Here is a 13,840-nt window from a genome sequence, read left to right as displayed (position 1 = left end):
AGAGCATATCCACTTACATTCAGGAATTAGAATGAGTAAAACAGTTTACGTCGCGGGAAGCTTCAAAAATATGGCCCGAATGCAGGCCATTCGTTCTCAGCTAATGCGAGAGGGTGTTGAAGTACTAATATCAGAGCCGCAACAGTCGGGCGGCATTGATGGATGTTTAGAACGAATCAAGCAGTCAGATATGACCTACATCCTTAATTTTGAAGGCTATGTAGGAAAAAGTGTGGCTCTAGATATTGGCTACGCCTTAGGGCTAGGAAAGCCTGTGTATGCACTAGAGCCGATATCTGATCCCGATGTATCTCATCTACTCACCAAAATCCTCACTCCGGAAATGATGCTTCAAGAGCTTAAGTCGAGAGGATAGGTTGTCGAGGTTTGACGCCAGGCTATCGAGTTCCTATTAGCTTATGAACTAAGAAGAATTGAAGTTTCGATAAGATGCTGGGAATGATCGATAAACTGAGGGAAGCTAGTCGTCACCAGTTTGAACTTATCATCCAAGCTATCGCATTGGCTCATTTCGGTGAAAGAAGTCACCGCACTCGTGGTATTTTCGCTGATAAAATCTTTTAAAGTGTTTAGATCGATTTTGCTAGCGATTTCAACTTTATTTATCGCCGTGTGGATCACGTCCAATGTAATTGAAGTATTGTTTTGCATGCTCATCATTATTAGTTTCACTTAAGTGAATTTTTGTACAGAACATACGACAAGCGAGTTCGATTGGAATTGATTAGGATCAATTTCCAATCAAACAATTCAATATAAAACAGGTTGATTAGACACAGATATTGTTAGTTGCTTAGCCATTGGTTTGGTGCTGATGTGCGCTAGTTTGTATAACAAAAAGCTACGAAAGTTCTTCAGACATGCCTTTCAAGTCACATTCGATTTCATACACCAGTTCAGATACTTTGGTCGGGCGCAAGATATATTCATCAGGTACTTGGAAGCGACAAGCCATCATGGTGTTGTACATCTCCCAATGTTTCAATAAGCAAACCTCTAAAGAATCAGTTTCATCGGCCCAAGTTTCTTTCATAAATGGCGTTAAGCTGGCAGCACCATGTGCATACATGATCATTTGCCACTTAATTTCCCATATCTTGATTTGAGCTTCTGGATGCTGATCGTTGTATTGTTCAGCTAACTGAAAAACAAGTTGTTCAATTTCCCCTGAATTATCAATGAAGTAGTCGAAGAGCGCGTCTTCTTGTCTGACTGCATCGGCGATAAGCTGCATCGGCTGCTTGAATTCGAGCATATGTGCCAAAAGGCGAACAGAAAAGTTGTATAGCTTAACGTTTGAACTGACATCTGCGGGCATATGTTGAATGATCGTTCTGATGTACTTTTCCATGTATAGGTGTAAGCCATCACTAATCGCGTACCAGATTTGCTCTTTGCTGCCGAAGTGGTGGCGGATCAAACTATGAGAAACACCTGCTTTCTCGCTGATGTTTCTTAGTGATACCCGCTCATAACCTAACTCACAGAACAGCTCAGTTGCGACACGCATTATCTCGCATTTAGTTTTTTCCGCATCTTGAGCACTTCTTCGGCCTTGCTTTCTTTCAGTCATAATTCTCGTCAACCTCGTGGAACGCTTTCTTTCTACCAGAAATCTCGTTTCATTTCATCAAAGAACCGATAAACAGTATAGATCGTTTAATTATTATATTGCACGCATGGAAAATAAACATTGATCTTGGGCATAATCTTTATATACTGCACAGGTGTGTAATAAATAAAGATGCTCAATCATGAACACATCATCAGAAAGAATAAAACAAGTAACAAAGCTCTTGGCTGTCGGAGCCATTGCACTGGCGGTTGCCGGGTGCAATAAAGCGAAATCAGAAATCAGCGAACCAGTGGTGAAGCCCGTAAAGCTGGTGGAAGTGCCTGACTTATCACTCAACCACTACGACTCGTTTATCGCGACGATAGACGCGACTGATCGCGCAGCCTTGTCTTTCCAAGTAGCTGGTGAGATAGAAAGCGTAGAAGTACGTATGGGAACGGTAGTGAAAAAGGGACAAGTGTTGGCAAAACTTGATCCTACGGACTATCAACTGGCATTTGACGCCCGCCTTGCAGAATACAACTTAGCCAAAACTGCCTTTGAGCGCGCAGCTCAACTGCATGACAAAAAGCTCATTAGTGTCGATACGTTTGACCAAAATGAAACTCAATTTAAGGCAGCGCAGGCAGCATTAGAGCAAGCAAAAACGGATCTCGATTACACACAAATTGTTGCGCCTTTTGATGGTGTTGTTTCCATTACCTTTAGTAAAGAGCACCAAGTTGTCGGTGCAAATCAGCCTGTTCTTAACCTTATCGACAATAGCGTTCTAGATGTTGTGCTGACGGTGCCAGTAAGCTATGCAGAGACATACGGCTTAGATCATATCGCCGACTCGAAATTCCAAGTTGTGATGGATAGTCACAAGCAAATTTCGATGCCAGCCCAATTTAAAGAGATTTCGACTCAACCAGATCCTGATACAAATAGCTATAAAGCGAGTTTGACGTTTAAGCGCCCTGAGCAGCTCAATCTATTGCCGGGAATGACAGGGCAGGTGAAACTTCTTAACAACCACGCGTCGGACGCATTCAAGATTGCACAAGCAGCTTGGGTGTCAAAGCAGCAAGAACAAGGACAGCTATATCGTTTCGATGCTAGTACTCAAACGCTATCTTTGGTTGATGTTGAACTAGATAGCAATGGAAACATTATTGGCGGCGTAACGAGTGGTGATCTGATCGTTCAAGCTGGTGTCGAAAACCTTTCACCGGGTCAGCAAGTGAAAGCATGGACGAAAGAAGGTGGTATTTAACATGCGTATCAAAACTTTTGCGCTAGCGGCAATCTCGGTCGGCTTGCTATCGGCTTGTACACCCGACTCGACACACCGTGAAGCAAATCCCTTAATGGTCGACACATTTAGCGTAGCTGCCGCATCAGAAAGCCAATATCGCAATTTCAATGGGCAGGTGATGCCTGCTGAGTTAACCCCGCTCGCGTTTCGCTTAGATGGGGAAATTGCGTCTATTTTGGTTAAAGAAGGTGACAATGTCACTAAAGGCCAGACGATAGCAATGCTTGATGATGCGAAAACGAAGCAAAAATTAAACGACGCTCAAGCAAAGTATGAACTTGCTCTGAAGCAGGTAAAACGAGGTCAAGAACTGCGTACAAACAAGATGATCTCGCGCGCTGAACTTGATGAGCTAACAGCTAACTTCCAACTCGCGGAAGCGAATCTAGGTTCAGCAAAAGCGGCAATGAAATACATGCGTTTGCGTGCGCCATTTGACGGCGTGGTCTCTTCTGTCGATAAGAAGAAGTTTGAGAACGTTTCTCCTGGCGAGCAAGTTATCGCTATCTATCAAAACAACAAAGTATACGTAAAGATAGAAGTGTCTGACTCGGTGTTGGCAATGCTAAACCCAGCAACTAACGCACAGGACTATAAGCCAATGGCATCTTTTGCTGGACACAGTGGCAGTTATCCAATTGCGTATTATGAACACACCAGTGAGCTTCATCCTCAAAGCCAAACCTATGAATTGTGGTTGCGAATGGCACAAACGGAGCAACCCATTTTACCTGGCACTAGTGCCAAGGTGTCGGTTGATTTAGTCAAAGCGGGTTTGAACACCTATAAAGCATATCAAGTACCAATGACTGCAATTGATGCTGGCAGACAAAGCCAAGACTTCTATGTTTGGAAGCTTGAACAAGGTGAAGCACATCGTTATCCAGTGACGGTTGACCAAATTACAGGTAGTGGCGCCTTGGTAGGGACTGGCATCGAAAAAGGCGACGTACTGATTAAATCGAATTTAAGAAAATTACGTGACGGTATGAAAATCAAGGGAGCTGAGCTGTGAGCATTGCTGAGTACTCGATAAAAAATAAAGTTATTAGCTGGTTGTTCCTAATCATACTGGCAATTGGCGGTTATACATCTTTCATGGATCTAGGGAGACTCGAAGACCCTGCATTTACGATCAAAGATGCGATGATTATTTCGACTTACCCTGGGGCAACGTCACAGGAAGTGGAGGAAGAGCTAACCTATCCATTAGAGAAAGAGATCCGCAAGCTTCCTTACATCGATAAGATTACATCTACATCTTCTAACGGCATGTCTCAAATCATGGTAAGTATGGAGATGGAATACGGCCCGGACGAGCTACCTCAGATATGGGATGAAATGCGCCGTAAAATCAACGATCTAAGGCCGAATCTTCCTAGTGGCGTAAATTCGGTACAGATCATTGATGATTTTGGCGATGTGTACGGCATCATGATCATGCTGACGGGAGATGGCTATGACTTCATTGAGCTTAAGCGTTACGCTGACTATCTAAGCCGAGAGCTAGAACTTGTCGATGGGGTTGGTAAAGTCGCCATAGCCGGAGATCAGCAAGAGCAGCTTTTTGTTGAAGTCTCACTGGAACGTTTGGCAGCGCTTAATCTGGATATGAATACCGTTGTCGGTCTCTTGAGCCAGCAGAATAGTGTTCAATCAGCGGGTGAAGTGATGGTTAATGGTCAGACATTAACGATTCGACCAAACGGAACAATGAGTTCAGAGCAGGAGCTAGAAGAGCTCATCATTCACGGTCGTGATACCGGCAATTTGATTCGCCTTAAAGACGTTGCAACGATTAGTCGTGGGATTCAAGAAAAGCCTTCAAACGTTGTGACATTTAACGGTAAGCCTGCCATTAACCTTGCGATCTCCTTTGGTGCGGGCGTCAACGTAGTCGAGGTAGGTAAAGCCTTAGAAACAGAGCTAGAAGCATTAGAAAACATCCGTCCTGCGGGTGTTGAGATTAACTACTTTTACAATCAGTCTGCTGAAGTGGAAAAGTCAGTTGATGACTTCATTGTTAGCTTAGGTCAAGCGGTTGCGATCGTTATCATTGTCTTATTATTTGCGATGGGGTTACGTAGCGGCATCATCATTGGTGCGGTTCTACTGCTCACTGTAATGGGCACGTTTATCCTAATGAAACAAAATGATGTCGAGCTTCATCGTATTTCATTGGGCGCACTCATCATCGCATTAGGTATGCTAGTTGATAATGCGATTGTTGTTGTAGAGGGTATCTTAGTTGGTCTGAAACGCGGTAAAACGAAGGTTCAGGCTGCGGTAGATATTGTTAAACAAACGCAGTGGCCATTGCTTGGTGCAACCGTCATTGCTATCACTGCGTTCGCACCTATTGGCCTTTCAGAAGATGCAACGGGCGAATTCATGGGCTCACTATTCTGGGTACTATGCTATTCACTGTTTTTAAGCTGGATTACGGCACTTACTTTGACACCATTCTTAGCTGATCTACTGCTTAAAGAAGAGGAGAAGGGAGACTCAGCAGAAGAGGTCGATCCTTACAAAGGCATCTTGTTTACCGTTTTTGGTGCAAGCTTGAAATTTGCACTTCGTTTCCGTTGGTTAACCGTTGTAAGTATGGTGGGTTTGCTAGTGGTCGCGGTGGCAGGCTTCGGTATGGTCAAGCAACAGTTCTTCCCACCCTCAAACACACCGATGTTCTATGTCGACATGTGGATGCCTGAAGGGACGGATATTCGCGAGACGATTGAAGAAACCAAGAAAGTTGAGAAGTACATTCGCGAGCAAGAAAATGTTGAGTTTGTATCTACAACAACAGGTCAAGGTTTACAACGTTTTGCGTTAACTTACCAACCGGAGAAGAGTTACGAGGCGTATACTCAGCTACAAGTTCGTACGCATGATCGTGAAACCATGTTTGAGCTATTGGAAGAGTTAGATAAAAAACTTTCAGTGACATTCAATCAACCGACTTTCCAGTTTAAGTTAATGGAATTCGGTCCTTCACCGGCTTCTAAGATTGAAGCTAGGATTACAGGTCCAGATCCTCAAGTGCTACGAGACATCGCGCTACAAGTCGAAGATGTGCTTTTGCAAGATCCTGGTGCACGAAATGTTCGACACGACTGGCGTGAACGTACGAAAGAACTGGTACCTCAGTTTAATGAATCAAAAGCACGTCGTTTAGGTATCTCTAAAGAGGACTTATCCAATACGCTGCAAATGGCCTTTGGAGGCACACCGATTGGTTTGCTTCGTGACGGTACACACATGCTACCAATCATCGCTCGCTTACCTGAGCAAGAGCGTGTGGACTTTGAGTCATTAGCAAACGTCAAGATATGGAGCCCGACTCTACAAAGCTATATCCCAGTAGAGCAAGTTATTGATGGGGTTGCGCTTGATTGGCAAGAGCCACTTATTCAACGTCGAGACAGAAAACGTACGTTGACAGTATTGGCTGACCACGATGTCTTGGGTCATGAAACACCAGCAAGTTTGTTTAGTCGAGTGCGTCCTCAAGTAGAAGCATTGGCGCTTCCAGAAGGCTACTCAATTAGCTGGGGTGGTGAATATGAGTCGTCAAAAGACGCTCAAGAGGCGCTGTTCGGTTCATTGCCGATGGGCTACTTATTGATGTTCATTATTACCATGCTGCTATTTAACTCGTTTAGAAAGCCGTTGGTTATTTGGTTCACCGTTCCGCTATCAATCATAGGTGTGTCTATTGGTTTACTTGCGACAGATATGCCGTTTAGCTTCACTGCCTTCTTAGGTCTACTGAGCCTAAGTGGCATGATCCTGAAAAATGGCATCGTGCTGCTTGACCAAATCAACATTGAACTAAGCTCTGGTAAAGATCCATATCAAGCCGTGTTTGATAGTGCGATATCACGTGTACGTCCCGTAAGTATGGCGGCATTAACGACCATTCTAGGGATGATACCTCTAGTGTTTGATGCATTTTTTGGCTCCATGGCGATAACTATCATGGCCGGTTTAGGCTTTGCAACAGTATTAACACTGATCGTTGTACCTGTTCTGTTCGCCATCTTTTATCGAATCAAACCATCCACTGCCGGATAATTCATGGACTGAATAACGATTCGCTTTAAGCCAGCCCGGATTTTTATCCGGGCTTTTTTGTTCGTTAGTTTTGGATGTCTTTATTATTTCATCTATCAATAATGGTTATTATTAAAAACTTGTTTTATTCATACTAAAGTATAATTAGAAAATATGTATTTAATGTCATTTTATTCAGAGGTTTAAATAGATTGGCTGATAGTTCTATTAAATTAAATTGCGTTTTAATCAGCCTAAAGTCAATGTCCGTTAGTAACAAAATAGTCATAAAATCCGGATTGATAATGAGTGCGAATAGCAGTTGTTCAATGAGTGATGAAGACTAATGAAATGAGTGTAATTCAAATAAAATCTTTATTAAACAATATGATAGAGTTTAATGATTTACATGTTTATAACAACAAATCCTTTGAAAACATAAGCTTAAGTGGAGTTAACAATTAAATAACATTACATTCTATATGAGACATTGTTCAACTTTATGCACATAATTTCGAAAAGTATTTGAACTGTAATAAATAGGCATTAGTTTTGATAATTAAAAGACGCAAGAAAAGTCTTACAATAATTTATTAATGACGTTGGTTGGTGCTTAATGGCAAGCACCAATAAAAGAAAACCGTTTGGTTATTTATTGCTGTTAAGAATGGAGTCTCTTAATGAAAAAAATCGCTTTGATCACTGGATCTAAAGGCGGAATTGGTTCTGCTATTACTACTCAATTGGTAAATGATGGCTACCGTGTCATCGCTACTCATTTCACGGGTAAAAAGCAATGTGCTCAAGAATGGTTTAACGAAAAAGGTTTCAATGAAGACCAAGTGCGTCTGTTTGAACTTGATGTTACTGATACCGAGCAATGTGCAGAGCGTTTAGCGAGTCTGCTTGTGGAAGAAGGTACCGTTGATGTTGTCATCAACAATGCTGGAATCACGCGAGATGGCACGTTTAAAAAGATGACGGCTACCGCTTGGAAAGACGTTATCGAAACGAACTTGAACAGTGTGTTCAATGTTACTCAGCCGCTGTTCTCTGCCATGTGTGAGAAGGGCAATGGTCGAGTTATCAATATCTCTTCGGTTAACGGTATCAAAGGTCAGTTCGGACAAACAAACTACTCGGCTGCCAAAGCGGGCATGATCGGCTTTTCCAAAGCATTAGCAGCGGAAGGTGCTCGTTCAGGTGTGACAGTCAATGTCGTTGCTCCTGGCTACACAGGTACGCCAATGGTAGAAGAGATGAAACCAGAAGTCCTTGAATCAATTAAAGCTCAGATTCCGATGCGTCGCTTAGCGACTCCAGAGGAAGTGGCTAAATCCGTTTCTTTCTTAGCAAGTGAAGCTGGCGCCTACATTACAGGGGAAACACTCTCTGTAAATGGCGGCTTACACATGCATTAAGGAGGATGAATCATGGAAAAAGTATTTATTGTAGGTGCTAAGCGTACTCCTATCGGCGCTTTTGGCGGCACACTGAAAGATATTTCAGCAGGTAATTTGGCTTCAATCGCGATCAAAGCTGCCGTCACTGAAAGTGGCGTGAATGTTGACTCTATCGATGAAGTTATTGTGGGCAATGTGGTTGGGGCTGGTCAAGGTATGGGTGTTGGCCGTCAAGCGGCAATTTACGCTGGTATACCAAACGAAGTGCCTGCGTATTCACTGAATATGGTGTGTGGTAGCGGCATGAAAACCGTTATGGATGCAGTAAGCCATATCCGCTCTGGTGATGCTCAAGTCGTCGTTGCAGCAGGTGTCGAAGTGATGTCTCAGATTCCTTTCACTGTTCCTTCTGGTATTCGTGATGGCCATAAAATGGGCAATCTGAACCTGACAGACTTACTGATTAATGACGGCTTAACTGACGTTTACAACCAATATCATATGGGTGTGACGGCAGAAAATGTCGCGAAAGAAGTCGGCCTCTCCCGCGAGCAGCAAGATGAATATGCCCAAGCGAGTCAGTTGAAAGCGGTTTCTGCAATTGAAGCAGGTAAGTTCAAAGATGAGATTGTTTCAGTTGATGTGAAAAAACGTCGTGAAACGATTGTTTTTGATACTGACGAGTATCCAAAACCTGAAGCAACATTAAGCGGATTAGCAAAACTTCGACCAGCTTTTGACCGTGAAGGTACAGTTACAGCGGGTAACGCCTCAGGTATTAACGACGGCGCGAGTGCAGTTATCGTTGCGAGTGAGTCAGCGGTTAAACAGTATGGATTAACTCCACTTGCTGAAATCGTCAGCTACGCTCAGTCTGGTTTAGCGCCCGAAGTTATGGGGCTTGGTCCTGTCGAAGCAGTCACTAAAGCATTGGCAAAAGCTGAACTTAAAACCGACGATATTGATGTCTATGAGTTGAATGAGGCCTTTGCCGCCCAAGCGCTAGGTGTAATTCATCTGCTAGCAGAAAAACATCAGGTATCTGTTTCATCCATCCTCGATAAAGCCAACCCAAATGGGGGAGCGATTGCCTTAGGGCATCCACTTGGCGCATCGGGTAACCGCATTCTTGTTTCATTAATCCATGAACTTAATCGCGGGCAAGGTCAATATGGTGTCGCTTCACTGTGTGTAGGTGGCGGTATGGGCACTGCAGTTGTAATCAAATCAATTAACTAAACCATTTAAATGGACTTAACTTAGGAGTGATACTTATGTACACAGATTTCTTCAAAACATTTACAGATCAAACTGAAAAAGGCCTAGAACCATACGTGAAGTTCAACAAGCTTGTGACGAAGAACGTCGAAGTGCTTACTGAGCTTCAACTAAATGCTATCCGCACTTACAGCGAAATGGGTCTAACGCAAATGAAAGCGGCAAGTGAAGTGAAAGACGTCACGTCACTAACTGCATTCAATAGCCAGCAGCTTAATGTGCTGACTAAGCTATCTCAACAGATGATGGACGACAGCAACAAGCTGCAATCTATCGCCAAAGAGTTCAAAGATGATGTTGAGCAAATGACATCGGAAAATCTTAAGACAGTGACTCCAGCATAACACTGACTTCTCTGCCGCCGAAAGGCGGCATTTTTCCGATCTTAGGAGTAGCAATATGTTACAACACTTCTTTTCGGACTACCTTGTTAAGCTCCAAGAAACCAATCAAAAATGGTGGGAAGATCTAGAACTCAGCAGGGCAGCCGCGAACTCTCCCCTCAATAAAGCAATGCAAGAGGTTAACTTAGAAGATACAACCAAGCTCTTCGAAAGTGCCGCAAATCAACCTGCTGCATTGTTAAAAATTCAAGCAGACTGGTGGCAGCAGCAATTACAAATTTGGCAAAACGTTGCTCTAACTGCCAATACAGAAGAAATTGTTAAAGCTGAAAAAGGTGATAAACGCTTTGCACACGAAGAGTGGCAAAACGACATCTTCTTCAACTTCATCAAGCAGTCTTATCTTCTATTTAGTAAAACTTACCTAGAGACGATAGAAAGCATCGAGGGTCTGGATGAGAAAAGCAAAGAACGAATCAGCTTTTTCTCGCGCCAAGCTATCAATGCTATGTCTCCAAGTAACTATATCGCCACTAACCCAGAGCTCCTTAAGCTAACGTTAGAGCAAAATGGCGAAAACCTACTCGCTGGATTAGAGCAACTGAAAGAAGACGTAGAGTCGAGTGCTGATATCCTCAAGATTCGAATGACAAACAACAACGCATTTAGAATCGGAGAAGATATTGCCAATACGCAAGGTGACGTTGTCTTCCAAAATGAGCTGTTTGAGTTGATTCAATACCGCCCAATGACGGAAAAAGTCAACGCAACACCGCTATTGATCGTGCCTCCGTTTATCAACAAATACTATATTCTTGATTTACGTGAGAAAAACTCAATGGTTCGCTGGCTCCTTGAGCAAGGACATGCTGTATTTATGATGTCATGGCGAAATCCAGGTAAAGAGCAGCGTAACGTTGAATTTGGTGACTATGTCACTGATGGCGTCGCAAAAGCCGTATCGGCGATTGAAGACATCACTGGGCAAGATCAAATCAACGCAGCGGGTTACTGCATTGGTGGTACTGTGCTGGCGTCTACGATTGCCTACTACGCGGCAAAGAGAATGAAAAAGCGCATTAAGAGTGCGTCTTTCTTCACTACGTTATTAGATTTCTCTCAGCCTGGAGAAGTTGGTGCGTATATCAATGACACGATCATTAATGCAATTGAAGCTCAGAACAGTGCGAAAGGTTACATGGATGGTCGCTCTCTGAGTGTGACCTTCAGTCTTCTGCGTGAAAATAGCCTCTATTGGAACTACTACGTTGATAACTATCTAAAAGGTAACAGTCCAGTCGATTTCGATTTGCTGTATTGGAACAGTGACAGTACTAACGTAGCGGCAGACACCCACAACTTCATGTTACGTGAACTCTACTTAAACAATAAGTTGGTAGAAGACAAGGGCGTGAAAATTGGCGGGGTATGGATCGACCTGAATAAGATCAAAGTGCCGAGCTACTTTATCTCAACCAAGGAAGACCATATTGCACTATGGCAAGGAACCTATCGTGGTGCGCTAAACGTCGGTGGCAATAAGACATTCGTGCTTGGTGAATCTGGTCATATCGCAGGGATCGTCAATCATCCTGCAAAAGGCAAGTATGGTTTCTGGACCAATGATTCTTTGGATGACAATGCCGATGAATGGTTAGCAAACGCGGACCATACTGAAGGCTCGTGGTGGACACATTGGGATCAATGGTTGCTTGGCTTTAATCCTGATGAGCAAGTTGAACCGTTCAAGGTAGGTAGTGAACAGTTCCCAGTATTGGGGCCAGCGCCTGGCAATTACGTCAAGCAGGTCTTGCCAATCAAAGAAACAAACTAGATTGTTTCTAATAAGCGAAAGCCTCTAGCTAACGAAAGCTAGGGGCTTTTTTGTTTGTAATGCTTTTAGATATCTGTTTAATTAAATTAATTATACCAATCGCATAAATTAGATGTTCAGATAATTGGTGTGATTGGTATTAAGTCAGTCGAGGGGAAAGGAATGAAAACAATTGGCATAATTGGCGGTATGAGTTGGGAGTCAACCGCGATTTACTACCAGCAATTAAACGAAGGTGTTAAAAGTGCTAAAGGTGGGCTGCATTCAGCGAAGATAATTTTAAACAGTGTCGATTTTGCCGAGGTAGAAGCGTTACAACGAAGCGGAGACTGGCAAGCCAACGCAACCATTCTTTGCCAAGCCGCGCAATCTATTGAAAAGGCGGGGGCTGACTTCATTCTCATCGCGACTAATACCATGCATAAAGTGGCTGGACAAGTTGAAGAATCTATTTCAATCCCTTTGCTTCATATCGCCGATGCGACAGGCGTTGAGTTACAGCAGCGCGGTATCACTAAAATAGGTCTCCTTGGCACTGCATTTACGATGGAGCAGGCTTTTTACAAGCAAAGACTGACTGATAAGTTTGGCATCGAGGTCGTTGTTCCTAATGGCGTACAGAGGAAGCTCGTTCACGACATCATTTATAACGAGCTTTGCTTAGGAAAGATCAACAGGCGATCTAAAGATGATTACCTCACTATTATTGATGACCTAGCCGCATCGGGAGCAGAAGGGGTGATCTTAGGCTGCACTGAGATTGGATTGCTTGTAGAGCAAAGTGATACTCAGGTTCCTTTGTTTGATACTGTTGCAATTCACGTTGATGCAGCAGTCGAAGAGGCGCTGAAATGAACCGGAACGTTTGGCTGTTGTCATTATGTCAAGCTCTGCTGATGACCGGAAACATTCTGCTGATATCGGTTATTGGGCTGGTTGGCAAAACGTTAGCGCCTAGTTTGAGCCTAATTACCTTACCCGTTGCCTTGCAGTTTCTAGGTCTAATGAGTGCGACTATTCCCGCCTCTCTCATCATGGGGAAACTAGGTAGGAAAAAGGGGTTTAGTATAGGTAATCTGGTCGGCATTACAGGTGCTTCGATAGCGACTTACGCATTGTCGCAACAAAACTTTTCAATGTTTTGTGTTGGAACATTGTTGTTGGGGATTGGTATCGGCTTCGGGACTTTGTATCGTTTTGCGGCAATCGAAGTCTGTGATGAGAGTGCAAGACACAGGGCGATTTCTATTTCGATGGCAGGTGGCGTGTTAGCCGCGATGCTAGGACCAAATCTAGCAGTCTATTCGCAGCAGTGGTCTTCTGATGGACTCTACGTTGGTGCATTCATGTCCTTAATCGTCCTTAATATTATTGCGCTGTGTTTACTGCAAACCATTCGTTTTCCCGCGCCGATTGAGCAGCATGAGCAGATTGTTTCTGAACCGCTTAGCGAGATTATGAAAGCACCAAACTTCATGATTTCAGTGTTTGCGGCAATGGTTGCGTATGCGGTGATGAACATTTTGATGACGGCAACACCTCTTGCCATGATAGGTTGTGGTTTTGATTTTAACAAAGCGGCTGGGGTGATTGAGTGGCATGTGCTTGGTATGTTTGTCCCTGCTTTTTTCACCGGAAACCTGATAGAACGATTTGGCGCGAGAGCAATGATTCTTGCGGGAGGCTTACTGTTTGTCTTATGTATTGCCATCAATATACATGGGCAATCAATTTGGCACTTTAGCTTGGCCCTGATTCTTTTGGGGGTGGGGTGGAACTTTATGTTCATTGCTGCAACCGGATTGTTCAGCCAGTCATACAAGCCCCAAAACAAATCGAAAGCGCAAGCCTTCAACGAGTTCTTTGTATTTAGCTGTGTAACGGTTACAGCTCTTATGTCTGGATGGTTAGAGTCAACTGTAGGTTGGCAAACGATGAACGTTTATGTACTTCCTTTCGTTCTCGCCGTGATAGCTATCTTTGGTCTTAACACCTATAAGGCTAACAAGGCAGTTGCGTAAGGAAATAAGGTTA

12 protein-coding genes are annotated in these 13,840 nt (G+C 43.5%); 10 read left to right on the top strand and 2 right to left on the bottom strand.

Annotation, left to right across the window (positions count from 1 at the left end; translation table 11 throughout):
* Positions 1 to 31: 31 nt before the first annotated feature.
* Positions 32 to 376, top strand: a complete 345-nt coding sequence (locus IX91_RS19830; protein ID WP_004743793.1) for a TIR domain-containing protein — start codon at positions 32 to 34, stop codon at positions 374 to 376.
* 41 nt (positions 377 to 417) lie between these two features.
* Here the strand turns inward: IX91_RS19830 and IX91_RS19825 are convergent, their stop codons facing one another.
* On the bottom strand, positions 418 to 672 hold the full coding sequence (locus tag IX91_RS19825) for a hypothetical protein (RefSeq protein WP_236642917.1): 255 nt from the start codon (positions 670 to 672) through the stop codon (positions 418 to 420).
* Positions 673 to 862: 190 nt separating this feature from the next.
* Complete coding sequence (locus IX91_RS19820) at positions 863 to 1,594, bottom strand: TetR/AcrR family transcriptional regulator (protein ID WP_004743789.1); 732 nt, start codon at positions 1,592 to 1,594, stop codon at positions 863 to 865.
* A gap of 181 nt (positions 1,595 to 1,775) precedes the next feature.
* On the opposite strand from IX91_RS19820, the gene IX91_RS19815 reads away from it, so the two are divergent.
* The 9 genes from IX91_RS19815 to IX91_RS19775 all read left to right on the top strand — a co-directional run bounded on the left by IX91_RS19815 (position 1,776) and on the right by IX91_RS19775 (position 13,827).
* Positions 1,776 to 2,852 (top strand): efflux RND transporter periplasmic adaptor subunit, encoded by a 1,077-nt coding sequence (locus tag IX91_RS19815; protein ID WP_004743787.1) that lies wholly within the window; start codon positions 1,776 to 1,778, stop codon positions 2,850 to 2,852.
* Between the two features lies 1 nt (position 2,853).
* Complete coding sequence (locus IX91_RS19810) at positions 2,854 to 3,909, top strand: efflux RND transporter periplasmic adaptor subunit (protein WP_004743786.1); 1,056 nt, start codon at positions 2,854 to 2,856, stop codon at positions 3,907 to 3,909.
* Entirely contained in the window at positions 3,906 to 6,968 is a 3,063-nt protein-coding gene (locus tag IX91_RS19805) for an efflux RND transporter permease subunit (protein ID WP_004743783.1), read from the top strand. The genes IX91_RS19810 and IX91_RS19805 overlap by 4 nt, the downstream gene beginning before the upstream one ends.
* A 659-nt stretch (positions 6,969 to 7,627) precedes the next feature.
* Positions 7,628 to 8,368: an SDR family oxidoreductase gene (locus IX91_RS19800; RefSeq protein ID WP_004743782.1), complete on the top strand. Its 741-nt coding sequence runs from the start codon at positions 7,628 to 7,630 to the stop codon at positions 8,366 to 8,368.
* A 12-nt stretch (positions 8,369 to 8,380) separates the two neighbouring features.
* On the top strand, positions 8,381 to 9,589 hold the full coding sequence (locus tag IX91_RS19795) for an acetyl-CoA C-acetyltransferase (RefSeq protein WP_004743780.1): 1,209 nt from the start codon (positions 8,381 to 8,383) through the stop codon (positions 9,587 to 9,589).
* Positions 9,590 to 9,624: 35 nt separating this feature from the next.
* The gene (locus IX91_RS19790) at positions 9,625 to 9,972 is read left to right on the top strand and encodes a phasin family protein (RefSeq protein ID WP_004743779.1); all 348 of its coding nucleotides are present in this window, start codon (positions 9,625 to 9,627) and stop codon (positions 9,970 to 9,972) included.
* Positions 9,973 to 10,027: 55 nt separating this feature from the next.
* Positions 10,028 to 11,806 (top strand): class I poly(R)-hydroxyalkanoic acid synthase, encoded by a 1,779-nt coding sequence (phaC, locus tag IX91_RS19785; protein ID WP_004743777.1) that lies wholly within the window; start codon positions 10,028 to 10,030, stop codon positions 11,804 to 11,806.
* A 162-nt stretch (positions 11,807 to 11,968) separates the two neighbouring features.
* Positions 11,969 to 12,661 carry an aspartate/glutamate racemase family protein gene (locus IX91_RS19780; protein ID WP_004743775.1) on the top strand — a complete coding sequence of 231 codons (693 nt, stop codon included), beginning with the start codon at positions 11,969 to 11,971 and terminating at the stop codon, positions 12,659 to 12,661.
* A complete protein-coding gene (locus tag IX91_RS19775) occupies positions 12,658 to 13,827 on the top strand; it encodes an MFS transporter (protein ID WP_004743773.1) in 1,170 nt (389 codons plus the stop codon). Before IX91_RS19780 ends, IX91_RS19775 begins: the two co-directional genes overlap by 4 nt.
* The last annotated feature ends 13 nt before the right edge of the window (positions 13,828 to 13,840 follow it).

The organism is Vibrio tubiashii ATCC 19109 (assembly GCF_000772105.1).
GTDB lineage: Bacteria > Pseudomonadota > Gammaproteobacteria > Enterobacterales > Vibrionaceae > Vibrio > Vibrio tubiashii.
This window is presented reverse-complemented; position numbering and strand designations above follow the sequence as displayed.